General features: G+C 62.9%; 25 protein-coding genes and 1 pseudogene. 11 read left to right on the top strand and 15 right to left on the bottom strand.

The features are described 5' to 3' along the window. Positions 1–16: 16 nt before the first annotated feature. Both F2P47_RS08340 and F2P47_RS08335 read right to left on the bottom strand, forming a co-directional pair. Positions 17–1,184: pseudogene (locus F2P47_RS08340) on the bottom strand (pyridoxal phosphate-dependent aminotransferase). An 11-nt stretch (positions 1,185–1,195) separates the two neighbouring features. Next, positions 1,196–2,638 carry a gamma-glutamyltransferase gene (locus tag F2P47_RS08335; protein WP_185681022.1) on the bottom strand — a complete coding sequence of 481 codons (1,443 nt, stop codon included), beginning with the start codon at positions 2,636–2,638 and terminating at the stop codon, positions 1,196–1,198. 353 nt (positions 2,639–2,991) lie between these two features. Between F2P47_RS08335 and F2P47_RS08330 the strand changes: the two genes are divergently transcribed. Together F2P47_RS08330 and F2P47_RS08325 are read left to right on the top strand one after the other, a co-directional pair. Beyond that, complete coding sequence (locus tag F2P47_RS08330; RefSeq protein WP_152215888.1) at positions 2,992–4,332, top strand: M48 family metalloprotease; 1,341 nt, start codon at positions 2,992–2,994, stop codon at positions 4,330–4,332. A 2-nt stretch (positions 4,333–4,334) separates the two neighbouring features. Then, positions 4,335–5,123, top strand: a complete 789-nt coding sequence (locus F2P47_RS08325) for a DsbA family protein (protein ID WP_185681021.1) — start codon at positions 4,335–4,337, stop codon at positions 5,121–5,123. A gap of 42 nt (positions 5,124–5,165) precedes the next feature. Here the strand turns inward: F2P47_RS08325 and F2P47_RS08320 are convergent, their stop codons facing one another. After that, the gene (locus F2P47_RS08320; protein ID WP_281349281.1) at positions 5,166–5,975 is read right to left on the bottom strand and encodes a thiazole synthase; all 810 of its coding nucleotides are present in this window, start codon (positions 5,973–5,975) and stop codon (positions 5,166–5,168) included. A 22-nt stretch (positions 5,976–5,997) separates the two neighbouring features. Further along, positions 5,998–6,198: a sulfur carrier protein ThiS gene (gene thiS, locus F2P47_RS08315; RefSeq protein WP_152215886.1), complete on the bottom strand. Its 201-nt coding sequence runs from the start codon at positions 6,196–6,198 to the stop codon at positions 5,998–6,000. A gap of 261 nt (positions 6,199–6,459) precedes the next feature. Between thiS and aroQ the strand changes: the two genes are divergently transcribed. The 4 genes from aroQ (at position 6,460) to aat (ending at position 9,539) form a co-directional block, all read left to right on the top strand. Beyond that, a complete protein-coding gene (gene aroQ, locus F2P47_RS08310; protein ID WP_152215885.1) occupies positions 6,460–6,939 on the top strand; it encodes a type II 3-dehydroquinate dehydratase in 480 nt (159 codons plus the stop codon). An 86-nt stretch (positions 6,940–7,025) separates the two neighbouring features. Further along, positions 7,026–7,472: an acetyl-CoA carboxylase biotin carboxyl carrier protein gene (gene accB, locus F2P47_RS17670; RefSeq protein WP_185681020.1), complete on the top strand. Its 447-nt coding sequence runs from the start codon at positions 7,026–7,028 to the stop codon at positions 7,470–7,472. 12 nt (positions 7,473–7,484) lie between these two features. Next, entirely contained in the window at positions 7,485–8,828 is a 1,344-nt protein-coding gene (gene accC / locus F2P47_RS08305) for an acetyl-CoA carboxylase biotin carboxylase subunit (RefSeq protein WP_185681019.1), read from the top strand. A gap of 60 nt (positions 8,829–8,888) precedes the next feature. After that, a complete protein-coding gene (gene aat, locus F2P47_RS08300) occupies positions 8,889–9,539 on the top strand; it encodes a leucyl/phenylalanyl-tRNA--protein transferase (RefSeq protein ID WP_152215884.1) in 651 nt (216 codons plus the stop codon). On the opposite strand, the gene F2P47_RS08295 is transcribed toward aat, so the two are convergent. From F2P47_RS08295 to F2P47_RS08275, 5 genes are all read right to left on the bottom strand, one after another. Continuing rightward, positions 9,476–9,889, bottom strand: a complete 414-nt coding sequence (locus F2P47_RS08295) for a DUF2155 domain-containing protein (RefSeq protein ID WP_246176804.1) — start codon at positions 9,887–9,889, stop codon at positions 9,476–9,478. The genes aat and F2P47_RS08295 overlap by 64 nt on opposite strands. A 2-nt stretch (positions 9,890–9,891) precedes the next feature. Next, on the bottom strand, positions 9,892–10,380 hold the full coding sequence (gene mlaD, locus F2P47_RS08290; protein WP_152215883.1) for an outer membrane lipid asymmetry maintenance protein MlaD: 489 nt from the start codon (positions 10,378–10,380) through the stop codon (positions 9,892–9,894). Between the two features lie 66 nt (positions 10,381–10,446). Continuing rightward, positions 10,447–10,845, bottom strand: a complete 399-nt coding sequence (locus F2P47_RS08285; RefSeq protein WP_152215882.1) for an NADH:ubiquinone oxidoreductase subunit NDUFA12 — start codon at positions 10,843–10,845, stop codon at positions 10,447–10,449. Positions 10,846–11,008: 163 nt separating this feature from the next. Then, positions 11,009–11,542: a response regulator gene (locus F2P47_RS08280; protein ID WP_152215881.1), complete on the bottom strand. Its 534-nt coding sequence runs from the start codon at positions 11,540–11,542 to the stop codon at positions 11,009–11,011. A gap of 93 nt (positions 11,543–11,635) precedes the next feature. Next, positions 11,636–12,898, bottom strand: a complete 1,263-nt coding sequence (locus F2P47_RS08275; protein WP_185681018.1) for a TadE/TadG family type IV pilus assembly protein — start codon at positions 12,896–12,898, stop codon at positions 11,636–11,638. Between the two features lie 500 nt (positions 12,899–13,398). Here F2P47_RS08275 and F2P47_RS08270 point away from each other — a divergent pair, with 500 nt between their 5' ends. Further along, positions 13,399–17,052, top strand: coding sequence for a vitamin B12-dependent ribonucleotide reductase (locus F2P47_RS08270; protein WP_152215879.1), 3,654 nt, complete (start codon positions 13,399–13,401; stop codon positions 17,050–17,052). An 80-nt stretch (positions 17,053–17,132) separates the two neighbouring features. Beyond that, the gene (locus F2P47_RS08265) at positions 17,133–17,546 is read left to right on the top strand and encodes an SRPBCC family protein (RefSeq protein WP_152215878.1); all 414 of its coding nucleotides are present in this window, start codon (positions 17,133–17,135) and stop codon (positions 17,544–17,546) included. Positions 17,547–17,558: 12 nt separating this feature from the next. On the opposite strand, the gene F2P47_RS17665 is transcribed toward F2P47_RS08265, so the two are convergent. Next, complete coding sequence (locus tag F2P47_RS17665; protein WP_185681017.1) at positions 17,559–17,699, bottom strand: hypothetical protein; 141 nt, start codon at positions 17,697–17,699, stop codon at positions 17,559–17,561. A gap of 28 nt (positions 17,700–17,727) precedes the next feature. Between F2P47_RS17665 and F2P47_RS08260 the strand changes: the two genes are divergently transcribed. Next, positions 17,728–18,303, top strand: coding sequence for a fasciclin domain-containing protein (locus F2P47_RS08260; RefSeq protein ID WP_185681016.1), 576 nt, complete (start codon positions 17,728–17,730; stop codon positions 18,301–18,303). 97 nt (positions 18,304–18,400) lie between these two features. Next, positions 18,401–19,027, top strand: a complete 627-nt coding sequence (locus tag F2P47_RS08255; RefSeq protein ID WP_152215876.1) for a hypothetical protein — start codon at positions 18,401–18,403, stop codon at positions 19,025–19,027. Here F2P47_RS08255 and F2P47_RS08250 read toward each other — a convergent pair. From F2P47_RS08250 to F2P47_RS08230, 5 genes are all read right to left on the bottom strand, one after another. After that, positions 19,000–19,449: a host attachment protein gene (locus F2P47_RS08250; protein WP_152215875.1), complete on the bottom strand. Its 450-nt coding sequence runs from the start codon at positions 19,447–19,449 to the stop codon at positions 19,000–19,002. The two genes, F2P47_RS08255 and F2P47_RS08250, sit on opposite strands and share 28 nt — an antisense overlap. Positions 19,450–19,503: 54 nt before the next feature. Continuing rightward, positions 19,504–19,704: a dodecin family protein gene (locus tag F2P47_RS08245; RefSeq protein WP_152215874.1), complete on the bottom strand. Its 201-nt coding sequence runs from the start codon at positions 19,702–19,704 to the stop codon at positions 19,504–19,506. Positions 19,705–19,823: 119 nt separating this feature from the next. Continuing rightward, entirely contained in the window at positions 19,824–20,258 is a 435-nt protein-coding gene (locus F2P47_RS08240; protein WP_152215873.1) for a PACE efflux transporter, read from the bottom strand. A 65-nt stretch (positions 20,259–20,323) separates the two neighbouring features. Then, positions 20,324–22,123, bottom strand: a complete 1,800-nt coding sequence (gene aspS / locus F2P47_RS08235; RefSeq protein WP_152215872.1) for an aspartate--tRNA ligase — start codon at positions 22,121–22,123, stop codon at positions 20,324–20,326. 133 nt (positions 22,124–22,256) lie between these two features. Next, positions 22,257–22,781, bottom strand: coding sequence for a hypothetical protein (locus tag F2P47_RS08230; RefSeq protein WP_152215871.1), 525 nt, complete (start codon positions 22,779–22,781; stop codon positions 22,257–22,259). Between the two features lie 352 nt (positions 22,782–23,133). Here F2P47_RS08230 and F2P47_RS08225 point away from each other — a divergent pair, with 352 nt between their 5' ends. Then, the gene (locus F2P47_RS08225; protein ID WP_152215870.1) at positions 23,134–23,370 is read left to right on the top strand and encodes a helix-turn-helix domain-containing protein; all 237 of its coding nucleotides are present in this window, start codon (positions 23,134–23,136) and stop codon (positions 23,368–23,370) included. Positions 23,371–23,404: the final 34 nt, after the last annotated feature.

The raw sequence follows: 23,404 nt of genomic DNA, 5'->3' as shown, positions 1-23,404 counted from the left end.
GCGAAGCGCTGGCGGCTCAGGCCAGCCAGCGCTTCAGCCGCTCTACTGCCTCTTCCATATCCGCCATCGAGCCGGCGAATGACAGGCGAATGCTCTGCCTGCCCCGCTCCGGATCGAAATCGAGGCCCGGCGTCGCCGCGACGCCCGCCTCATGCAGCATGCGATGACAGAATTCGGCGCTGTCATTGGTGAGCTTGCGAACATCCGCATAGAGATAAAAGGCCCCATCCGCAGGCGCGAAACTGTCGAAGCCTGCTTTGGGCAATTCGGTGAGCAACAGTGCCCGGTTCGCCGCATAGCGCGCGACATTGGCGTCGAGCTCTCCGGTCGCATCGAAAGCCGCGGCGCCTGCCACCTGCGCCACCGATAATGGCGCGATGAAAAGGTTTTGCGCCAGTCGTTCCAGCGGGCGCACCAGCCGCTCCGGCACGACCAGCCAGCCGAGCCGCCAGCCCGTCATGCAGTAATATTTCGAGAAGCTGTTGACGACGACAGCATCGGCGCAAGACGAAAGCGCAGTCGCCGTCTCCGCGCCAAAGACGATGCCGTGATAAATCTCGTCGGAGATGAACCAGCGTCCTTGCGGCCTCGCAAGCAGCTGAAAGCTCGGCAAGCGCGGCAGGCGTCATCATCGTGCCGGTCGGATTGGCGGGGCTTGCCACCAGCGCACCCGCGATGCGGCCATGGCGGCGCTCGGCGTCATCGATCAGCTCCGGCGTCAGCGACCAGCGCGTCTTGGGCCCCACGGGAATGCCGACAGGCGTGAGGCCCAGCGCCAGAAGAATGTTGCGATAGGCCGGATAGCCGGGCTCCGAAATCGCAACCCGCGCACCGGCATCGAAGCAGGCAAGAAAGGCGAGGATGAAACCGCCAGACGAGCCCGCCGTCACCACCACTCGGTCGGGTGCAATGTCGAGCCCGTGGGCGTCGCCATAGTGCCGGGCGATGCGCCGGCGAAGCGACAGCAGCCCCAGCGCATCGGTATACCCCAGACGGTCGGCCTCGAGCGCCCGCGCCGCCGCCTCGCGCACGGCGAGCGGCGCTTGCGTCGATGGCTGACCCACTTCGAGATGCATGACGCGCCTACCGCCCGCGCTTTCAAGCGCGGTCGCGTCCCGCATCACATCCATCGCGATGAAGGGCGCGACATCGCTGCGCTTCGAAATCTCTGGCGCGTCAGCCATCAGACGAAAGCTCAGGACCCTGAGCGCACAGCGCCGAAGCCGACGCCGTCGCTCTTCGGGCCGACGCCCATCGTGCAGACGCCCGACGGCAGGCCGGTGGGGCAGATGATCGCCGAAGCGGGCGAGCGCGCGTCAGCCGGACTCGCCTGCAGGGCGGGCAGCGCCGTATTGCCGTCTGCCAGTGCTGCCTGCGCGGTGTGCAGGATGGCCGCCGCGCCCTTTGGCGCACCGCCGCCAGCACCCGCAAAATAGAGGTTTTTGTTATTCGGGTTGATGATCATCACCGGCGTCAGCAGGTTCGAGGCAATACCCCGCGGGACCGCAGGCGACGAGGCGAAGACGACGCCCGCGGCCTCCGCTGCCCGGCCCGAGCCGAAGGCGCCATTCAGCGTCACCGAGCAGGCGACCGCCCCGCCCTTGGCGTCGACGACGGCGAAGGATGTCGTGCCGAAATCGCGGTCCAGCGACATGTTCGGAGAACCGAGAGAAAGTGCCGTCTTGTCCGCGGCATCCGTCAGCCCCGCCGCGTCAGACCTGCCCAGGACAGCGTTCCAGAGCGCGCCGGAGAAAACGCCGGCGCCGAGCGACTGAGCCGGAAGCGCGACGAACGCATCGCCCGCCTGAATCTGCTGCGCGGGCGCCACATCGGCGCGATAGTTGGTCAGGTCCGCCTGCGACAGCGCCCCGCCCTTCGTGCGCGCCTGCTCGATCAACTGGCGAGCGGTCTCACCGGTGTAGAAGCCGGGAGCGCCCTTGCTGCGAATATGCGCGAGCGTCGTCGCAAGATTCACCTGGGCGAAAGTGTCGAGTTCGCGATAGCCGCGCTCGCCATCGGCGGTGAACAAGCGGCGCAGATCCGCCGAGTTGGCAAATGCCAGTCCGCCATCGGTCAGCTGCCTGCCCGTGGCCCGCGACACCGGGAAGCCTGTCGCCGCGAGGCGCTCAGCAGGCGAAATGAGTTCGCTCCAGGATTTCGAACCATATTTTGCCTGCAGCAGCGCGAAGCCGCGCACATTGCCAGGAACGGCGACGGGCCCGCCGCTGATGGGCTGGCGCGGCAGGAAGGAAATGGTTTCGACCGTCGGCTTGTCCGCGGCCCGCGCGAGGCATACGCCACCGCCGCCAAGCCCGGCCGCCGCCGGATAGGTCACAGAAAGCGCGAAATAAAGCGCTGTCGCCGCATCGGCTGCATTGCCGCCCTTTTCGAGCGCATTACGCCCGATGAGCGCCGCCGTCGGCTCGTCGGCCACCACCGCGCCCGCAAAGGTCGAATCGGACGTGTCCATGGCGAGCTTCTTGCCGGCCACGTCATCGCGCTGATACTTGGTCTCGATGCTGCTGTTGGTCACCGTCGCCCCGAGCGGCGCCTCGCCGCTGAGGCCAGTCGACGAACAGGCCGCGAGCGAGCCGGCAAGAACCGCATGTCCGAGGAAAGGCAGCACTCGGGCTGTCATCCGGCTCCGGCTCGACCGGACCTTGTTAGACCAATTATGGCGCACGCTGTCCTCCCCATTTGGCCGTCTCCGGCCTGTTCACAATTTGGCCTCAATCCCGGCTTTTCTTGCTCTCGCAAAGCGCAGGAAACGGCATGTTCGGAGCGTTCAAGAAGATAGTCTGGAGCTCGATTGACGGGTCTATCACTGACCCCTACCGTTTAGTCGCCCCGCGTGAGGGTTTCAACGCCCATTTCCGGCCCGGAACCTCAAACGCGGAGCATGCCGAAGGACCGAACGATCGCGCCGGACCCGATTTCGGCAAATTTTCGAAGCGGCCGGCACTATGCCGCAGACGATGGAAAAGCCAGTAAATGTCGATTAGATACGCGGCCAAAGCAGCAGGCGCCTTCTGCCTCTCCGCTCTGCTCGCCTTTTCAGGCGTCTCGCCCGCCCTGGCGGACGGAATTTCGCTCGTCCGCGACGCCGAGACGGAAAACATGGTGCGCGAATATGCGCTGCCGATCTGGCGCGCCGCAGGCCTGAACCCTTCGTCGGTACGCGTCTATCTGGTGCAGGACGATACGATCAATGCCTTCGTGGCCGCCGGCCAGCGCCTCTTCCTCAATACCGGCCTCATCACCCAGGTCGACACGCCCCTCGAACTCACCGGCGTCATTGCGCATGAAACCGGCCACATGGCCGGCGGCCATCTGGTGCGCGGCACGGAGGCCATGGACAAGCTGAGCATGCCCATGATCGCGTCCATGATCCTTGGCGTCGGCGCCATGGCGGCCGGCGCGGGCGACGCAGGCATGGCAATCATCACGGGCGGCGCGCAGGTCTCCCAACGCTCGGTCCTCGCCTATAGCCGCCAGCAGGAAGGCAGCGCCGACCAGGCGGGCGCGACCTATCTCCAGAAGGCGGGCATCTCCGGCAAGGGCATGCTCGACCTTTTCTCCAAGTTCCGCGATCAGGAAGCTCTGTCCACGACCCAGCAGGATCCTTTCATCCGTAGTCACCCCATCTCGGAAGAGCGCCTCGCCGCGCTTGAGGAACGGGTGAAGGCCTCGCCCTTCTACTCGAGGACCGACTCGCCGGAACGGGTGCATCAGCTGAAGATGGTGCAGGCGAAGCTCAACGGCTTTGTCGATGACCCGGTGGTAACCTTCCGCCGCTATCCCGAGTCCGATCAGAGCGACTATGCTCGCTACGCGCGCTCGATCGCCTATCACAAGAATGGCGACAACGATAAGTCGCTGGCGGAGCTTGCTCCCCTGCTCCAGAAGGAGGCCAGCAATCCCTATCTCTGGGAACTCAAGGGCCAGGTATTGTTCGAAGGCGGCAAGGTTCCCGATTCCATCGAGCCTTACCGCAAGGCGCTGTCGCTCAATCCGGACGAGCCGCAGCTTCAGCTTGAGCTTGGTCAGGCGCTCCTCGCGGCGGAGAAACCCGCCTATGACAAGGAGGCGCTCGGCTACCTGCAGGATTCGGTCAAACGCGATCCTGAAAATCCGACGACCTTTTTCCAGCTCGCCATTGCCTATGGCCGGTTGAACAATATAGGCATGGCTGAACTCTCGACCGCCGAGTACTACGAGTCGATCGGCGAGATGCGCGACGCGCGCGGCCATGCCGCCGTCGCGCAGAAACATTTGAAACAAGGCTCGCCCGAATGGCTCCGGGCCCAGGATCTCATGCAGGAAGAAGGATGAGTATGCGTCGCTCTGTTATCACGACCCTTGCCACAATGGCCGCGCTGGCCCTTGCGGCCCTCGGCCTTGCCGGCGCCGCGACTGCCGGAACGCCCACGACGCAAGACCGCAGCTTCAGCGCCGAACAGACGGGCGACATCGAGAAGATCGTGCATGACTATCTCCTCAAGCACCCCGAAGTGCTGATCGAGGCGATGCAGGAACTCGACAAGAAGCAGGCAGCTTCCGACCGCCAGAAGCAGGACGGCGCCATCGCCGCGAACCGGGCTGCGATTTTCAACGATGCCGACAGCTACGTCGCGGGCAACCCCAAGGGCGACGTCACCATCGTCGAGTTCTTCGACTATCAGTGCGGCTACTGCAAGCGCAGCTTCGGCCCCTTGATGGATACGCTGAAGAAGGACGGGAATATCCGCCTTGTGCTGAAGGAATTCCCCATTCTCGGCGAAGAGTCGGTCACGGCCACGCGCGCCGCCGTCGCCTCAATGAAGCAGGGCAAGTATTTCGAGTTCCATCAGGCGCTGTTCCACCATAAGGGACAGCTTACCGACGAAGCCATCATGCAGGCCGCCGCCGATGTCGGGCTCGACACCGCGCGCCTGAAGCGCGACATGAACGACGCGAAGATCAAGAAGCTCATCACGCGCAATTACGAGCTCGCCGATGCGCTCGCCATCAAGGGCACACCGGGCTTCATCATCGGCGGCAAGCTCATCGCCGGCGCGCTCGATAAGGACGAACTCGTCGCCGCCATCAAGGATGCGCGGGAGACCTGCGGCGCGAACTGCTGAGACCGTGGGCCGATCCAGGGCAACGCCCCGGGTCGGCCAGCCTCAGATCAGGCCAGACAGCGGCGAGGACGGATCGGCATATTTCTTCTTGGGCATGCGTCCGGCGAGATAGGCAAGCCGTCCCGCCTCCACCGCGAGCTTCATCGCCCGCGCCATGCGGATCGGGTCTTTCGCCTCCGCAATCGCCGTATTCATCAACACGCCATCGCAGCCGAGTTCCATGGCGATCGCTGCATCGGATGCAGTGCCCACGCCCGCATCGACCAGCACGGGCACTTTCGCCTGCTCGATGATGAGGCGGATATTGATCGGATTCTGGATGCCGAGGCCCGAACCGATGGGGGCTGCGAGCGGCATGATCGCGCAGCAGCCAAGCTCCTCCAGCTTCTTCGCCATGATCGGATCGTCGGTGCAATAGACCATCACCTCGAAGCCGTCCTTGATGAGCGCTTCCGCTGCCCGCAGCGTCTCGATCATGTCGGGATAGAGCGTCTTCTGGTCGCCCAGCACTTCGAGCTTCACAAGGTTCCAGCCGCCCGCCTCACGCGCGAGGCGCAGCGTGCGCACCGCGTCTTCCGCCGTGTAGCAGCCCGCCGTATTCGGCAGATAGGTCACCTTCTTCGGGTCGATATAGTCGACCAGCATCGGCTCCTTGGGGTTCGTCACGTTCACGCGGCGCACGGCAACAGTGACGATCTCCGCGCCTGCCGCCTCGACGGCGGCGGCGTTCTGCGCCAGATCCTTGTATTTGCCCGTGCCCACGATGAGCCGCGACCTGTAGGTGCGGCCTGCGATGGTGATGCTGTCGTCGCCGGCCGTCTCAGCCGCGTCGATCTTCGCCGTTTCAGTCACCTGATATCTCCTGGCAAGCGGCTCAACCGCCGCCGACAAAATGAACGATCTCCAGCCGGTCGCCATCCGCGAGCTGCGTTTCGCCATAGACCGAGCGCGGCACGATTTCGAAATTGCGCTCGATGGCGACCTTGCGCGGATCGAGCCCGAAGCGCTCGATCAGCCCCAGCACCGTCAGCGGCGCCTGGGCCTCGTGAATATCACCATTGATGGTTAACTGCATGCCGGTCTCGTTACGTCCCAGTCGGGAGGCGCTTTGGGGGTTCCGCAGGGGCACCCGGCCCTCTTGCTGGCCGGGATAATGGGTGAGCGGACCTCCCAATTCAAGCGGCGCGGCAAAGCGGGTTAAAGCCTTTCGCCCATTACGGGACTTGCGTATAACTGGACCGCCTCGAATCGGGGACAGGGGCGCGAGGGGCTTGAGATGGACACATTCCTGCCCCTTTCCCCCAGATAATTCCGCCAGCCGGGACCCGGGACGAAAATGGCCAAACGGGCTACAAAACCTGCCGCAAAGCCGATCGCAACGAAGCCGATCTATGTGCTGAACGGCCCAAATCTCAACCTGCTCGGACAGCGGGAACCGGAGATTTATGGCCGCGCGACGCTTGCCGACGTCGAGAAGTCGCTCGCTGCCCGCGCCAGGTCGCTGGGCGCCTCGGTCCTTTGCCTCCAGAGCAACAATGAAGGCGACCTCGTCACCTGGATCCAGGAGGCGCGGACGATGGCGGGCGGCGTCATCATCAATGCGGGCGCCTATTCGCACACTTCGATCGCCATCCACGACGCGTTGGCGATGCTCGACATCCCGGTGATCGAGGTTCACATCTCGAACATCTACAAGCGCGAGAGCTTCCGGCATCACTCGCACATCTCCTCCGTTGCCACGGGTCTCATCTGCGGTCTTGGCGTGAAGGGATATGAGCTTGCCCTCGAGGCGATCCTCGCCGACATTTCAAAATAGGATTTCCGACATTGGCCGCACCCCGCCAAACGGCACCCAAAGCAGCCCAGTCCTCAGCCAAAGCACCAGAGAGTAATGCAAGCGAGATGAGCAAAGCAGGCGTCGATCAGGAGTTGATCCGGCAGCTGGCGGCCCTCCTGAAGGAGACCGACCTCAGCGAAATCGAAATCGAAACCGGCTCGCTGAAGCTGCGCGTCGCGCGGCAAGTGAGCCAGGTGACGATCCCCGTCGCGCATCACGCGGCTTCCGCTCCGGCAGCGGCGCCCGCGGCCGCCGCGCCTGCGAGCGACGCCACGCATCCGGGCGCCCTCACCTCGCCCATGGTCGGCACCGCCTATCTCGCCGCCGAGCCGGGCGCCGCGCCCTTCGTGACGGTCGGCTCCAAGGTCACCGCCGGTCAGACGGTTCTCATCATCGAAGCGATGAAGACCATGAACCACATCCCGGCGCAGCGCGCAGGCACGGTGACCAAGATCCTCGTCGAGGACGGCCAGCCGGTCGAGTTCGGCGAACCCCTCGTCATCATCGAATAGGCCGGAACGGCAATGTTCGAAAAAGTCCTCATCGCGAACCGTGGCGAGATCGCGCTCCGCATCCACCGCGCCTGTCGCGAAATGGGTATCAAGACGGTCGCCGTCCATTCGACGGCGGATGCCGACGCGATGCATGTGCGTCTCGCCAATGAGAGCGTCTGCATCGGCCCCGCGCCTGCAAGCGAAAGCTATCTGAACATTCCGGCGATCATCTCGGCTTGCGAGATCACCGGCGCCGACGCGGTGCATCCCGGCTATGGCTTCCTCTCCGAGAATGCGCGCTTCGCCGATATTCTCGCGGCCCATGGCATCACCTTCATCGGACCCACCGCCGATCACATCCGCCTCATGGGCGACAAGATCCAGGCGAAGGTCACGGCCCGCTCGCTCGGCATACCCTGCGTGCCGGGTTCCGACGGTGCCATCACGACCGACGAAGAAGCCTACAAGGTCGCCGAGGAGACGGGCTATCCCGTGCTCGTGAAGGCGGCGGCCGGCGGCGGCGGACGCGGCATGAAGGTCGCCCGCTCGCGCGACGAGCTTTCAGGCGCGCTCTCCACGGCCCGCGCCGAAGCAAAGGCCGCCTTCGGCGACGACGCCCTCTACATGGAAAAATATCTGGGCCAGCCGCGCCATATCGAGATGCAGGTCATTGCCGACGCGCATGGCAATGTCGCCCATCTCGGCGAACGCGATTGCTCGCTTCAGCGTCGCCACCAGAAGGTGCTGGAAGAGTGCCCCTCGCCCGCGCTCAACGCGGAGCAGCGTCAGAAGATCGGCGACATTGTTCGCAACGCCATCGCCAAGCTCGGTTATCTCGGCGTCGGCACGATCGAGTTCCTCTATGAAGACGGCGAGTTCTATTTCATCGAAATGAACACGCGCCTTCAGGTCGAACATCCGATCACCGAAGCCATCACCGGCATCGACATCGTGCGCGAGCAGATCCGCATCGCCGCCGGCCTCGAAATGAGCTTCACGCAGGACGACGTGACGTTCTCCGGCCACGCCATCGAGTGCCGCATCAATGCCGAAGATCCGGCAACCTTCACGCCCTCTCCGGGACGCATCACCGGCTTCCACACGCCGGGCGGCCTCGGCGTCCGCGTCGACTCCGCGGCCTATGCCGGCTATCGTATACCGCCCTATTACGACAGCCTCATCGGCAAGCTGGTCGTGCATGGGCGCAATCGCAACGAATGCCTGATGCGTCTGCGCCGCTCGCTGCATGAATTCGTGATCGACGGGATCAAGACGACGATCCCGCTCTTTCAGGACCTCGTAAACGAGCCTGACTTCATCAACGGCGACTATCACATCCATTGGCTTGAGAATTATCTCAAAGCGAAATCCTGACGTCTTGCATGCGTTCATTGGGCGCACACCTGCGAATGCGCGCCCAAGCGGAAAACCGGCATGAGTAATGTTGATGCGGATGTGCTGCTGCGTGCCTATGCCTATGGGGTCTTCCCCATGGCGGAGTCGCGCGACGATCCGGAGCTATACTGGATCGACCCGGAACGCCGCGGCATTCTCCCGCTCGACGGTTTCCACCTGCCACGCCGCCTGAAGCGCACTGTCCGCTCGGCCCCCTTCGAGGTCCGCATCGACACGAGTTTTCGCGGCGTCATGCTGGCTTGCGCGGAGTCCGCGCCCGACCGAGAAGGTACCTGGATCAACGACCGCATCCTCGACCTCTATGGCGAGCTTTTCGCGCGCGGCAACGCCCATTCCGTCGAATGCTGGCAGAGTGGCCGACTGGTCGGCGGTCTTTACGGCGTCTCTCTGGGCGCTGCCTTTTTCGGCGAAAGCATGTTCAGCAGGGAGACGGATGCGAGCAAGGTCGCCCTCGTCTATCTTATCGCGCGCCTCATCGCGGGCGGCTACAAGCTCCTCGACACGCAATTCGTGACGGAGCATCTGAAGCAGTTCGGGACGATTGAAATTCCGCGCGACATATATCGCGCGCGCCTGCATCTGGCGACGCTGGAAGAGGCCGACTTCTACCGGTTGCCGCTCGACGCAGGCCCGGAAGAAGTTTTGCAGGTGTTGAGCCACACGTCATAAACGGGGTGCTCGAGCGCGTTGAGGCCCGGGTTCTCCGCAAACATCCAGCCCTTGAAGATCGGGGCCTGAATGACCTCGTTCTTCTCCTCGTTGATCTGCCGGATCTCGACATAGGCCGTCGTGCGCGGCTGCTCCTCGGGGGGCTTCTTGTCGCAAGCCCTGACCGTCACTTCCAACGCCCCGAAGCGCGTGGGCTTGCCGATCTCGGCGCTGAACTTCGTCACCCGGGCCGTCGTCTTGTCGAGGCCGCTGAAAACCGCGACCGGATAGGGATCGGCAAGCGCGCCGCCAGCAAAACCGGCAACGAGCGAGGCCGCAACGATGATGCGAATGAACTTGCGCAAGGCCACGCCTATTTCGCGGGAGCGGCGCCGGACGACTTCTTGTCGCCCTCCTTGCCGCCAGTGGTCGAGAAGATCGCCTGGCTGATGAGGCCCATCAGGTCCACCGAGCCTTGCGTGAACTGAATCTCGCTACCGTCCTTGAGGTAATCCGGGCTGCCACCGGGCGTCACCGAAATATAGTTGGAGCCGAGAAGGCCCTCGCTGGTGATCTTCGCGCTCGAGTCGTCCGGAATCTTCACATCCGGCGCGAGGCTCAGCATCACGACCGCCTGATAGTTCGACGGGTCGATCTTCTGCCCCACCACGGTGCCGATCTTGATGCCGGACAGGCGCACGTCGCTGCCATTGGCGAGCCCGTCCACGCGGTCGAACTCGGCCTTGACGTGGTAGCCAGCCGTGCTGCGCATACCGGAGCTCGAATAGCCGTAGAACAGAAAGACGCCGGCGATGACGACCACGATAGCGCCGATCAGCGTCTCGACGAGATTGCTTTGCATGTCATCCTCTAATCCCGTCCGGGGTTCACTTCAGGAGTGCGTTCGAAACTTGCACGGCACCGCCGCTCACTCGGGGCGCCAGGGCTCGTAGTCGCCCGTCGCCTTGGGACGCTGACCGCCACGCATGATGCTGCCCTTCGGCCTGTAGGCGAGCGGCGTGCCCGTCATGTTGGGCCTGTGCGCCTGCTGCCAGGGTTTGGCCGTATATTCCTCGGCGGTCGGCGGCACGTCGACCGTGTTGTGCAGCCAGCCATGCCACTCCGGCGGTACGCGGGAGGCTTCGGCCAGACCGTTATAGAGCACCCAGCGGCGCGGATAGCCGCCGACGCGGGCGCCGTCCTTGGCCTCGAAATAGCGGTTGCCCTGACTGTCGGTCCCGACCAGACGGCCCTTCTTCCAGGTGTAGAAGCGCGTGCCCATCGTCTGGCCTTGCCACCAGATGAAGATTTCGGAGAAGAGACCCATGAAATCACCGTCACAGGACCGCGGCGGACGCGGTCAACCATCATTGTTTGCCCGCCGGAGACGGGCGATTCCGCTCGAGCAGAAAGCGGGCCGAATATGGCACCGGCCCGCGCGATGGTCCAGTCTTGTCGGGGATTTGCGGGTGTTTTAGGCCCCCTGGGCCTCAATCGACGGCCCAGACGGCTGAGGCGGGCCGAACCTCCGGGCTGGGCTTCGGCTTGCTTGCGCCGCCCAGCTGCATCTCTTGCCGCCAGATGTCACCGGCCTGCTCGAAAGGACGGTCATCCTCCAGCACCCAGCTGATCCGCTGCAACAGGTTGGCGGGCGTCACCGGCTTCACCAGAAGCTGCGTCGCCCCCTGGTTGAAGGCCTCCTCGATGATGTCGCGCGAGGCATGGGCCGTCAGCACGATCACGGGCACGAAGCAGGAGGGCTCACCCCCCACCCGCCGCAAGCGGCGCAGGAATTCGCCACCATTCATGGGGGCCATTTCCCAGTCCGAGATGATGAGCGTCGGCGCCCGCTCGGCGATTTGGGCCAGTCCCGCCGTACCGTCCCTCGCCTGCCTGATCTCGGCAATGCCGAAGCCGCGCAGAATTGTCCGCAGCAGGGTGTGCATCTGCGCGTTGTCGTCGACAATCAGGATATCGAGATCCCTCAGCGAGACGCCGAAGGCCGTGCTGATAGGTGATGCCATGACGATCCCGCGATCTCCCGCCTGTCCGCCCTTCCGTTTTAAACGCGGATCCTTACCAGCCGAATAACGGGTGTTGGCGTCCGGCTAGCCCGCCTATTCCACCAGCTTGGAGGAAGACTGGCCGATAGGCTTGACGCCCGTGCCGGTGCAACTGTTGTTGAGGGTCGCGCCTCCCTGAAATTCGAGACGCCAGGCCACAAGCTGCGTACAGGTGGCGGCGGTCTTCGCACCATTGTTCATGATGAGCTTTTGCGACGGGAAATAGAGCGCGCCGCTCAAGCTCATGGCCGCGCCGCCCTGAAGGATATTGCTGCCCGAATTGGGCGCATTACGATCCTGATAGAAGAGCAGGCCGGCCATGGTGCCGGAGGTCGGCGCGCTCAGTGTGACAGTGACGCCATTGCCGATATTCGCTGTGGCGTAATTGCTGCCGCTGCCGGTCAGCACGATCGTGACGCCGCTGCCCGTGATCTTGATGCCGCCGCCGAGCGTAAATGTGCCGCCTTTAATGATGTACACGCCCGGATTCATCACCACGTTCGGAATGCCGTTGGCGATGTTCATTCCACCGCAATAGACGCCGGGAGAGAGCGTCAGGCTGGTCGTCCAGCCCGGCTGATAGAGAGTGCATCCGGAATAGGTCGGAACATTGACACTGGCATAGGGGTCGGCCATCGCCGGCTGGTTGGTCTTGATTCCATTGGTGACGCTGATGTGGCCACCATTGTTGACGGTTGTGGTGCCGCTCACCGACACCGTGCTCGCCGTGAGCTTGGCACCGCCATTCACCGTTACCGCCGTGCTGCCCGTGGCGTTCGCCCCCAGCCCGCATTGGCTCATGTTGACGGACGCACCATTGCTGATGAGGACGCCTGTGGTGGAGCTTGTGTCGAGCTGGAGGGCGCAATAGCTTGCGCTGCTGCCGGAAAGCGCGACGGCCCGCGCGGCCGGGATCCAGGTGCCGCTATAGATCAGTGACGCGATTGGCAGGGTCTGCGGCTGCTTGACGATCACCTCCACGGCGCCGCTATTGGCCGTATGGGTGCCGGTGAGTGGCGGGTTGTTGACAGTGACAGTCGCGCCGTTCACGCCATTGGTAAAGCCGTTCGCGGCCGCGACCGCATCGGCCGCCAGCGTCACGTTCTCGCTGGCACCGAGCGCCGTCGCACCGGCCACGGCGGCCGAGTCGGCGGCCGTCTGCATCCTCCGCTGCGTCAGGAGCACCGATGTGACTTCCACGCCCAGGGAAACCATGCCGAGGATGACGACAATCGTCAGCGCCACCTGAAGCGCAACGCTTCCCCGCTCATCCGGCCATCTCAGGATCTTCCGCAAAAGCGCTCGTATGCCCGGCATCGCTTCATCACTCCGCTTGTTGCGCGATCGCAGATTGAACTCTCGCGCATACCAAGGCCCCCGAAGCATGGTTAGCCCCTCGAAGCCGCTTGTCCAGAAGGCTGGCTCACACGATGACAACGCGGGAATCCTCAAGATGCGGCCTCGGGCTTCCCGAGCCCGATTCGATGCGCGCGCGCCTCCGCCCCCTCCCCGCGCCTGCGCTATATGTCGCGTTCTATATGGCTTTCGCTACTATGCCTTGACGCCGGGGTTGGCTGGACTAGGATTTCCATCGGTTGAGGGGCGGCAAGCGAGGCCAAGGCAAGTTCACCAGCAAGCATAATGACCGGGCGGTCGAAAGTTTTTTGAATTCAGGGGTTTAGGGGCCCTGTTCAAAATGCGGTCGAACGCGGCGGAGGAGCCTTGCCCGATGAATGCCGGTCCGCTGGTCCCCGACCTGAACATGAGCTTAAGCCGCGCCCTGGCCACGGGGCGCGCATATGAGAGCCGGGGGTCAGATGCGTATCCAGCGTTGCTTCACCGTCGAGGGCCAATCGCCCTATGCAGGGATTTCCTTCCGCTCGGCCACGAGCGAAATCCGAAATCCCGACGGCTCGCTGGTTTTCCAGCTCGACGAGATCGACGTCCCCGCCGACTGGAGCCAGGTCGCCTGCGATATCCTCGCGCAGAAATATTTCCGCAAAGCCGGCGTCGCCGCCGTGCTTCGCCCCGTGCCCGAAGAGGGCGTGCCCGAATTCCTCTGGCGCCATGAGCCGGACATCGAGGCGCTGGAAGTGCTACGTCCCGACGATCGCTTCGGCCCGGAGCGCGACGCGCGCCAGGTCTTCGACCGCCTTGCCGGCACCTGGACCTATTGGGGCTGGAAGGGCGGCTATTTCGAAACGGAAGAAGACGCCGCCGCCTTCCGCGACGAGCTTGCCTATATGCTCGCCGCCCAGATCTCGGCGCCCAACTCTCCGCAATGGTTCAACACCGGCCTCCACTGGGCCTATGGCATCGACGGCCCCGCGCAGGGCCACTACTACGTCAACCACCGCACGGGAGAGACGGTCGGCGCGACCAGCGCCTATGAGCGCCCGCAGCCGCATGCCTGCTTCATCCAGAGCGTGAATGACGATCTCGTCAACGAGAACGGCATCATGGACCTCTGGGTCCGCGAGGCGCGCCTCTTCAAATATGGCTCGGGCACGGGCTCGAACTTCTCCAGCCTGCGCGGCGAAGAAGAGAAGCTTTCGGGCGGCGGCAAGTCGTCGGGCCTGATGAGCTTCCTCAAGATCGGCGACCGCGCGGCGGGCGCGATCAAGTCGGGCGGCACCACACGCCGCGCCGCCAAGATGGTCATCGTCGATGTGGACCATCCCGACATCGAGAATTTCATCAACTGGAAGGTCATCGAAGAGCAGAAGGTCGCCGCCCTCGTCACCGGCTCGAAGATCAACCAGAAGCATCTCAACGCGATCATGCGCGCCTGCGTGAATTGCGAAGGGCACAATGACGACTGCTACGACCCGAAGAAGAACCCTGCCCTGAAGCGCGAGATCGTCGCCGCGCGCCGCATGCAGGTGCCGGAGAACTACATTCAGCGCGTCATCCAGTTCGCGCGTCAGGGCTACACGGATATCGACTTCCGCACCTATGACACCGACTGGGATTCGGAAGCCTATCTGACCGTCTCCGGCCAGAACTCCAACAACACCGTCCGCGTCGAGGATGGTTTCCTCCGCGCCGTCGAAAACGATGGCGACTGGAACCTCGTCCGCCGCACCGATGGCCGCATCTCGAAAACGCTGAAGGCGCGCGAACTCTGGGAACAGATTGCCCATGCCGCATGGGCGTCCGCCGATCCGGGCATCCAGTTCCACACCACGATCAACGACTGGCACACCTGCCCCGCCAATGGCGATATCCGCGCCAGCAATCCGTGCTCGGAATATATGTTCCTCGACGACACGGCCTGCAACCTCGCCTCGCTGAACCTGATGACCTTCCGCGAACAGGGTGGCCGCTTCGACGTCGAAGCCTTCGAACATGCGGTCAAGCTCTGGACCATCGTGCTCGAAATCTCGGTGCTCATGGCCCAGTTCCCGAGCCGCGAGATTGCCGAACGCTCCTTCAGGTTCCGCACGCTCGGCCTCGGCTTCGCCAATATCGGCGGCCTCCTGATGTCGCTCGGCCTCGGCTACGATTCGAAGGAAGCCCGCGCGCTCACCGGCGCGATCAGCGCCATCATGACCGGCGTCGCCTATGCGACCTCGGCGCAGATGGCCCGCGAGCTCGGCGCCTTCCTCGGCTACCCGGAAAACCGCGAGCATATGCTGCGCGTCATGCGCAACCACGCCCGGGCCGCGCATGGCGCCGTGGACGGCTATGAAGCCCTCAGCATCGCGCCCGTGCCTCTCGACCACGAGAACTGCCCGCAGCGCGACCTGATCGACCATGCCCGTGCCGCCTGGGATCTTGCCGTCACCATGGGCGAGCGTTTCGGCTATCGCAACGCGCAGGCGACCGTCATCGCGCCCACGGGCACGATCGGCCTCGTCATGGATTGCGACACGACCGGCATCGAGCCCGACTTCGCGCTGGTGAAGTTCAAGAAGCTCGCAGGCGGCGGCTATTTCAAGATCATCAACCGCGCCGTGCCGCAGGCCCTTCGCACACTCGGCTATACCGAAGCCCAGATCGACGAGATGGTGAACTACGCCGTCGGCCTCGGTACGCTGGAACGCGCGCCCGGCGTCAATCATACGACGCTCGCCGCCAGGGGCTTCACCGACGGCAAGATCGCGGCGATCGAAGCCGCCCTCGGTACCGCCTTCGACATCCGCTTCGCCTTCAACAAGTGGTCGCTCGGCGAAGACTTCTGCACCGGCGTCCTCGGCCTCGATTCAGACGCGATGGACGATCTCGACTTCGATCTCCTCGCCGCCATCGGCTTCACCAAGGCCGAGATCGACGCCGCGAACCTTCACGTCTGCGGCACCATGACGCTCGAAGGCGCGCCGCATCTGAAGGACGAGCACCTGCCCGTCTTCGATTGCGCCAATCCCTGCGGCCGCACCGGCACGCGCTTCCTCTCGGTCGACAGCCACATCCTGATGATGGCCGCCGCCCAGCCCTTCATCTCTGGCGCGATCTCCAAGACGATCAACATGCCGAATGCGGCAAGTGTCGAGGATTGCAAGGCGAGCTACATGCTCTCCTGGAAACTCGCGCTGAAGGCCAATGCGCTCTACCGCGATGGCTCGAAGCTCTCCCAGCCGCTGAACTCCCAGATTTTCGAAGACGAACTTCTGGACGACGAAGAGCCCATTGCCGAGCGCCTCGCGCAGGCCCCGCAGCAGGAACGCGCCCGCGTCGTCGCCGAGAAGATCGTCGAGCGCGTGGTGGAACGCGCCAAGGAGCGCGCCAAGCTTCCCGACCGGCGCAAGGGCTACACGCAAAAGGCCCTTGTCGGCGGCCACAAGGTCTATCTTCGCACCGGCGAATATGAAGACGGCAAGATCGGCGAAATCTTCATCGACATGCACAAGGAAGGCGCTGCCTTCCGCTCGCTGATGAACAACTTCGCCATCGCCATCTCGCTCGGCCTGCAATATGGCGTGCCGCTCGAGGAATATGTGGATGCCTTCACCTTCACTCGCTTTGAGCCCGCCGGCCTCGTACAGGGCAATGATCGCATCAAGAACGCGACCTCGATTCTCGACTATGTGTTCCGCGAACTCGCCGTCTCCTATCTCGGCCGCTCCGACCTCGGCCATGTAGACCCCAAAGACATCGGCTTCGATGCCATGGGCAGCGGCTCCGACGAAGGCAAGCTTCCGGCATCGAGCGTCGTGAGCCCCGGCTTCACGCGCAACACACAAATGTCGAACCTCTATATCGTCCGCGGCGGTGCCGCGACGATGCGAGCCCAGGTCGCGGGCGCGACGGCCACGGCCGCCATCCTCGACGCCGCCGAACACGCCGAGGAAATGGCCGTGCAGGCGACGCTCCGCACCGAAAGCACCACCGTCTCCTTCTCCCGCGTCGCCGAAGCCCGCATGAAAGGCTATGAAGGCGAAGCCTGCAGCGAATGTGGCAACTTCACGATGGTGAGAAACGGAACATGCCTGAAATGCGACACCTGCGGCTCGACGAGCGGCTGTAGCTAAGCCATCATTCTCCGACGTCATGGCCCGGCTTGACCGGGCCATCCACGTTTTTAGTGAATATCAAGCGCGGGAGAGCCGCCATGCACGAACTCGTCACCTACGAAGACATCTCGCTCCCCGCCGATGCCGTATGGGCCGTGATCGGCGATTTCGTCCGTATCGACAAATGGGCGAAGCTCGTCACTGACGCAAAGCTTGAAGAGACGCCGGAGGGCAAGTTCCGTGTACTGACGCTTCAGAACGGCCAGAGCTTCCGCGAGCGGCTGGTTGACGAGGGCCCGCACCACTACACCTACACGCTGCCGCGCGCGGGGATGAAGACCTATCTTTCCACCGTCTCGGTGAGGCCGGTTTCAGACAGCTCCTCCCGCATCGAACTCATCATCCGGTTCGAGCTCGAAGACGAAGCCTCGCTCGACGAGCAGACCGCGCAGATGACTGCCTTCTGCCGGAGCAATCTCAAAGCCATGAAGCGCGCGCTCGGCGCGGCCTGACATCGCCCGCATCTATCGCAAGCGCGGCTGAATCTCGGTCAGCATCACTGTCTCATTATGGTCGAATTGCGCGGCTGGCTTGAAAGGCGTTAAATCAGGTGCGGCGATCCCTTTTCTCGCCGTCCTGCCGTCGCCCAGGTTCACCATGTTCATGAACAACAGACCCCGAGGCACAAGAAAAATGTCCGCCAAATTCAAGACGCTCCTTGCCGCCGCCGCCTTCCTCGTGGCGGGCGCCGCCCCTGCCTTCGCCGGCACAATCTATGACGCGCTGAAGGCCGATCCGCGGTTCTCGACGCTCATTCAGATCATCGACGCCAATGGCGTCAAATATCAGTACACGGCAAAAAGCCCGCGTACCGTTTTCGCGCCCACCAATGCCGCCTTCGATGCAATCAAGGGCGGCTATGACGATCTCATCCATCCGGCAGCGAGCGACCGCAACAATGTGCAGGCGCTGATGCTCTATGAGATCGTGCCCGGCCACATCACGCCCGCGAGCGTGGGCAGCGGCGTGACGATCAACACCTTCCAGAAAGATCCGGTGACCATCACCCCCATCGCCAATGGCCTGCATTTCGGCGGCGAGTTCGGTGCCGATCAGTCCGGCCCCGCCATCGAGGCCTCGAATGGCATCATCGTACCCGTAGGCACACTACCGACGCCGGTTTTCTCGCAGAGCGAGGATTCGAGCGCGCTTCCGCCCTCCGGCGAGACGCCTCCCGCCGGCGGCACCCTGAAGGCCCCGGGTCAGTAAAACGCCAGTCGCTTCGCTCCCTCACCGGAGGGGGCGAAGCGCCACGCCCTCTCCTTGAGCCCGCGGGCCCTGCGGCTCCATCCGCACGGTGCATGCCTTGACCGACAAAGACTTTGAGTCTGACCCCTGGTTCCGCTACCGGCGCGAGGGCGACGTCACCCTGATTGAATTGAAACTTCTCAGGGTCGAACAGCTCTTCAATTCGCTCGACCCGTCACCCTTTCACGAAAAAGACCTCGATCACGACGCCGAGGCCTATATCGTCGAGTCGCTGCGCGATCTTCAGCCAAGGACGCCGGTAAAGCTCGTCGTCTACCTGCCCGCCGAAGCCATGATCGAGCCGGAGGCCAAGGCGGCGCCGGATGCCATTCGCCACTATTTCGATTATTGCCACGACGCGACCATGAGGCGGCTGCGACTGCTGCTGCGCGAGGGCCGCACCACGCTCCTGCTCGGCCTTGTCTTCCTCTTTTCCTGCATCGCGCTTCGGCAGATATTTCTGCGGGTGCCCACGACCACCCTCGAGGACATCCTGTCCGAGGGCCTGCTCATCCTCGGCTGGGTCGCCATGTGGAAGCCGGTGGAAATGCTGCTTTACGACTGGTGGCCGCTGCGGCGCCTCGCGCACATCTATGCGCATCTCGCCTCGATCGATGTCGAGTTGCGTCCGCGCGAGCAGATGCCCGCGGCAAAGGGTCAGCGCCAGAGTTCCGCGGTCAGGTAAGCATGGAGTTCGACAGGCGTGAGCTTCGTCAGATCCTTGTGCAACTCCGCCTTCACCCGTTCCTTCGTCTTCTCGTCCAGTGCGTCGCGCAGATCGCCGAGCATTTTGGGCGGCGCGGCGATGATGAGTTCGTCAAAGGCGTCCTCGCGCGTCTTCCCATAGAGAAGCTCCGCGATTTCCTCCGCGAATGTCCGCTTTGCCTCGCGGTGCGGATCGACGCGCGGCTGAACGCTGTGCCTCAATTGTCCGACGCTTTCATGGCCACGTCCGGGCCTCTCCGTTCCCTGCTCGCGGGAAGGCGGATTGATCATCCTCAGCTCATAGGGAACGCCAGGGTCGAGCTTCGCGGTTCGTCCGTGAGCCGAGAAAAAGCGTGCCGTCTCACCGTCGGCGACAACGATCCAGATGTGCGGAGGTTTCATGCCGTCTTCCTTTGCAGGAGTACCCAGAAGCCGAACGGGCGATAGGCGCCCCGGTCATTTCCCGTCGAGGAGAAAGGAAATCTTCGCATTGATGCGATAGGTCACGATCTTGTTGTCTTTCACCGACGCTTCCATGTCCTGGATATAGATGGACTTGATGCCGTGAACGGTCTTGGCGGCCGCCTTCACGGCGCTCGCGGCTGCGTCTTCCCAGCTCTTGTCAGATTCAGCGAGAACTTCGATTACCTTGAGCATGGCCGGCTCCTTGTTTCTACTCAGATTGAGAGAACTGATGCCGCCGCCGTCTCCTGGCGACAGGAAAAGGCTCGCACGCCTTGCCGGTTGAAAACTTGATCGGGATCAAACAAGCCCGATCATGCAGTCTCGCGCCGACGAACGGGTCTCGCCCAGTCATACACAAGGTAGAAAACATAGGTGTAGACGAAGTAGACCGCCGTGAAGGCGAGGTCCGCCAGAAAGGCGACGAGCCAGCCCTTGCCGCTCATATAGGCGATGATCGGCACGGCGAAGATCGTGATCGTGGTCTCATAGAGCGAGGCATGAAGCAGGCGCAGGACGAGCGTCTTCTGATGCGCGGCAAGGCCCGTCCATTTGAGCAGCAGCCGGTCGAAGATCGTGTTGTAGATCGCCGACCAGACAACGACGACCGCCGAAATCCACGCCATCGTCACGAAGGAATTGTCGAGCGGCAGTCCGAGAGCGAAGCTGTAGGCAGGCGTCAGGATCGCGAGCCCTATGACCTCGTAAAGCGCGGCCTGAAAGAACCGTTCCTTGGTGCTCCGCAGCATCGTATTCCCCTTAAGAAAAAGGCCGGAGCTTGCGGCTCCGGCCCCTGTTCTTGTCCGTGAAGCCCTCAGCCCTTTTTCTCGAGCGGCGGCACCACGCGGATGGAAAGTTCCTTCAGCTGCTTCGGCGTCACTTCCGAAGGCGCCTGCATCAGCAGATCCTGCGCCTGCTGGTTCATCGGGAACATGGTCACCTCGCGCAGGTTCTCGACGCCGGCGAGCAGCATGACCATGCGGTCGATGCCCGGTGCGAGGCCGCCGTGAGGCGGCGCGCCATATTTGAAGGCATTGAGCATGCCGCCGAACTTCGTCTCCACCGTTTCCTTCTCGTAACCGGCAATGGCGAAGGCCTTGTACATGATCTCCGGCTTGTGGTTCCGGATGGCGCCCGAGGAGAGTTCCACGCCGTTGCAGACGATGTCGTACTGATAGGCGTTGATCGTCAGCGGGTCCTGATTTTCCAGCGCTTCGAGGCCACCCTGCGGCATGGAGAAGGGGTTGTGCGAGAAGTCGACGCGCTTTTCATCCTCGTTCCACTCGAACATCGGGAAGTCGACGATCCAGCAGAACTTGAAGATGCCTTCCTCAATGAGGTTCAGTTCCTTGCCGATGCGGGTACGCGCCGCGCCGGCAAAGGCGGTGAAGTTCTTCGGCAGGCCGGCGACGAAGAAGACGGCGTCGCCTTCCTTCAGGCCGAGGTCGACGCGAAGCTGTTCCGTTCTCTCAGGGCCGATGTTTTTCGCAAGCGGGCCAGCGCCTTCCAGCGTTCCGTTCTCGGAGCGGTAGAAGATGTAGCCGAGGCCCGGCTGGCCCTCGCCCTGCGCCCAGCCGTTCATGCGGTCGCAGAAAGCGCGGTTGCCGCCGCCCGGCGCCGGGATCGCCCAGACCTCGACCTTGAGGTCCTTTTCGATCATGCCGGCGAAGACCTTGAAGCCCGAACCGCGGAAGATATGCGTCGCATCCGACATCTCGATCGGGTTGCGAAGGTCCGGCTTGTCCGAACCGTATTTCCGCATCGAGGTCGCATAGGGAATGCGCGGGAACGGATAAGGCGTCACCACCTTGCCGTCGGCGAACTCTTCAAACAATCCATGAAGAATGGGCTCAATCGCAGCAAAAACATCATCCTGGCTGACGAAGCTCATCTCGACATCGAGCTGGTAGAACTCGCCCGGCGAGCGGTCAGCGCGGCCGTCCTCGTCGCGGAAGCAGGGCGCGATCTGGAAATAGCGGTCGAAGCCCGCGACCATGATGAGCTGCTTGAACTGCTGCGGCGCCTGCGGAAGCGCATAGAACTTGCCGGGATGGATGCGGCTCGGCACGAGGAAGTCGCGCGCGCCTTCCGGGCTCGACGCCGTCAGGATCGGCGTCTGGAATTCATTGAAGCCCGCTTCCGTCATCCGGCGGCGCGCCGAGGCGATGATCTTGGAGCGCAGCAGGATGTTCTTGTGCAGCGTTTCGCGGCGCAGGTCGAGGAAGCGGTAGGTGAGGCGGATGTCTTCGGGGTAGTCCGGCTCGCCGAAGATCGGCAGCGGCAGTTCCAACGCCTCGGAGAGAACTTCGAGAGAGGTCACCTGAACTTCGATCTCGCCGGTCGCAAGGCCAGGATTCACCGTCTCGTCCGAGCGGGCGACGACCTTGCCCTCGACCTTGATGACATATTCCGCGCGAACCTTCTCGGCCATGGCGAATGCCGCCGCGTGGTCGGGATCGAAAACGAGCTGGGTCAGCCCGTAATTGTCGCGCAGATCGATAAAGAGCAGCCCGCCATGATCGCGCTTTCGGTGGACCCAGCCGGAGAGGCGGACGCTCTCGCCGACATGAGACTTACGGAGCTCGCCAGCAGTGTGGCTGCGATAGAGGTTCATAGCTGCAAGGCCTTGATAATCAATAACGAATCTCCGCGACGCAACTCATGACCACGCCCGGATGGAGGGGAAAGTGCATGGAAGGCACCAACTTGTCAAAGTCGACAATGCGTTACACAGGCCTGAGGGGCCCCTAACGCTTCCCGCGCCCCCCGTCGCCGTCCAAATCGCGTCCGCCTGTTATGATCTCGAAGACCTTCTGCCGGGCGCTATCCCGTCTGCCGCCGCCGGTTGGAGCACTCGGCTCTTTGGACCTCACGTCCAGAAACCGCACGAGATGACTCCGCAACCTGTGGAGATGCGCCATCAATTCGGCATGGTCGGTCAGCCATTTTCTATCGACGAGGGAAATGAAGACATCCATCCGGGTAATCGCGGCGCCGAGCCCGTCGCTCTCGGCCTCGATCTCGAAAGCACGCCAGAGTAGGCAGCGCGCGGCAATCGTAAGCGCCATGTCCAGATCCCGTTCATGTTCGTCGTAGCATAGATTCGCTGCCGCAAACATCAGTTCGGCAAGCTTCACATCCCGCTCGACGGAACTGCACTCCACAGACGAGAGAATTGCGGCGCCGATGCGCCAGGCGAGCGGAGACTTCATGGTCAGCGTCTCGCGCTCGTCTGCCGTCGCCGCCGCCAGCACCCCGCGAATGGCGCGCAATGCCGGCTCTAGAACCGACAGCGGATTTTCGTGCGACGCGCCCACCCTTCGAACTCCTCAAATTAGCCCGATATCGGCATTGCCCCCGCGATTTCGATAAGATTTTCAGCAAAGGCGGGCTAAGTCCGAAACAGGCCATTTACCTTCGATTCCATTCCACGAACACAGCAAGGCTTTCCGTGCTAGGCTTCATCCCGTCGCGTCACAGTTCCTCAGTAATGGATCAAAGTTGATCCTTTTAGGATCACATAAGATGCGTTATTGGTAAACTCTATCGTTTACCATATGGGGGTCAAGGGATTTCGATCCGCAGGGATAGAGATTTCATCCGCAAGGATAGATGCCGGATCAAATGCTGACTCCAGAACACATTCGAGCCGCACGTGCTCTGCTTGGCTGGGGCCAGTCGGAGCTTGCCAAGGCTGCAGACCTTTCCGTCCCGACGATTAAAAGAGTCGAAGCGTCGCAGGATGTTATTCAGGCGACTTACGCCACCGTAATCGCAATTCAGACGGCGTTCGAAGCAGCCGGAATTCAGTTTACCAATGCCGCCGACGGCACCATTGGCGTGATGCTCAAGAAGGGCTGAGCTACGCTCATCGCCTCCCCCTCTTTACGGTTCT

Source organism: Parvibaculum sedimenti (assembly GCF_009184905.1).
Taxonomy (GTDB): Bacteria; Pseudomonadota; Alphaproteobacteria; order Parvibaculales; family Parvibaculaceae; genus Parvibaculum; species Parvibaculum sedimenti.
The sequence above is the reverse complement of the archived record's forward strand: the minus strand, read 5'-3'. Positions and strand labels throughout refer to the sequence as shown.

Excerpts from the sequence above, each read along its gene's own strand:
- F2P47_RS08280 (WP_152215881.1), bottom strand. The coding sequence starts at position 11,542 with ATGGCATCACCTATCAGCACGGCCTTCGGCGTCTCGCTGAGGGATCTC.
- aroQ (WP_152215885.1), top strand. The coding sequence starts at position 6,460 with ATGGCCAAACGGGCTACAAAACCTGCCGCAAAGCCGATCGCAACGAAG.
- F2P47_RS08330 (WP_152215888.1), top strand. The coding sequence starts at position 2,992 with ATGTCGATTAGATACGCGGCCAAAGCAGCAGGCGCCTTCTGCCTCTCC.
- aat (WP_152215884.1), top strand. The coding sequence starts at position 8,889 with ATGAGTAATGTTGATGCGGATGTGCTGCTGCGTGCCTATGCCTATGGG.
- F2P47_RS08275 (WP_185681018.1), bottom strand. The coding sequence starts at position 12,898 with ATGCCGGGCATACGAGCGCTTTTGCGGAAGATCCTGAGATGGCCGGAT.
- F2P47_RS08240 (WP_152215873.1), bottom strand. The coding sequence starts at position 20,258 with ATGCTGCGGAGCACCAAGGAACGGTTCTTTCAGGCCGCGCTTTACGAG.
- accB (WP_185681020.1), top strand. The coding sequence starts at position 7,026 with ATGAGCAAAGCAGGCGTCGATCAGGAGTTGATCCGGCAGCTGGCGGCC.
- F2P47_RS08250 (WP_152215875.1), bottom strand. The coding sequence starts at position 19,449 with ATGAAACCTCCGCACATCTGGATCGTTGTCGCCGACGGTGAGACGGCA.
- F2P47_RS08260 (WP_185681016.1), top strand. The coding sequence starts at position 17,728 with ATGTCCGCCAAATTCAAGACGCTCCTTGCCGCCGCCGCCTTCCTCGTG.
- F2P47_RS08245 (WP_152215874.1), bottom strand. The coding sequence starts at position 19,704 with ATGCTCAAGGTAATCGAAGTTCTCGCTGAATCTGACAAGAGCTGGGAA.
- accC (WP_185681019.1), top strand. The coding sequence starts at position 7,485 with ATGTTCGAAAAAGTCCTCATCGCGAACCGTGGCGAGATCGCGCTCCGC.
- mlaD (WP_152215883.1), bottom strand. The coding sequence starts at position 10,380 with ATGCAAAGCAATCTCGTCGAGACGCTGATCGGCGCTATCGTGGTCGTC.
- F2P47_RS08285 (WP_152215882.1), bottom strand. The coding sequence starts at position 10,845 with ATGGGTCTCTTCTCCGAAATCTTCATCTGGTGGCAAGGCCAGACGATG.
- F2P47_RS08335 (WP_185681022.1), bottom strand. The coding sequence starts at position 2,638 with ATGACAGCCCGAGTGCTGCCTTTCCTCGGACATGCGGTTCTTGCCGGC.
- F2P47_RS17665 (WP_185681017.1), bottom strand. The coding sequence starts at position 17,699 with ATGAACATGGTGAACCTGGGCGACGGCAGGACGGCGAGAAAAGGGATC.
- aspS (WP_152215872.1), bottom strand. The coding sequence starts at position 22,123 with ATGAACCTCTATCGCAGCCACACTGCTGGCGAGCTCCGTAAGTCTCAT.
- F2P47_RS08225 (WP_152215870.1), top strand. The coding sequence starts at position 23,134 with ATGCTGACTCCAGAACACATTCGAGCCGCACGTGCTCTGCTTGGCTGG.
- F2P47_RS08265 (WP_152215878.1), top strand. The coding sequence starts at position 17,133 with ATGCACGAACTCGTCACCTACGAAGACATCTCGCTCCCCGCCGATGCC.
- F2P47_RS08270 (WP_152215879.1), top strand. The coding sequence starts at position 13,399 with ATGCGTATCCAGCGTTGCTTCACCGTCGAGGGCCAATCGCCCTATGCA.
- thiS (WP_152215886.1), bottom strand. The coding sequence starts at position 6,198 with ATGCAGTTAACCATCAATGGTGATATTCACGAGGCCCAGGCGCCGCTG.
- F2P47_RS08325 (WP_185681021.1), top strand. The coding sequence starts at position 4,335 with ATGCGTCGCTCTGTTATCACGACCCTTGCCACAATGGCCGCGCTGGCC.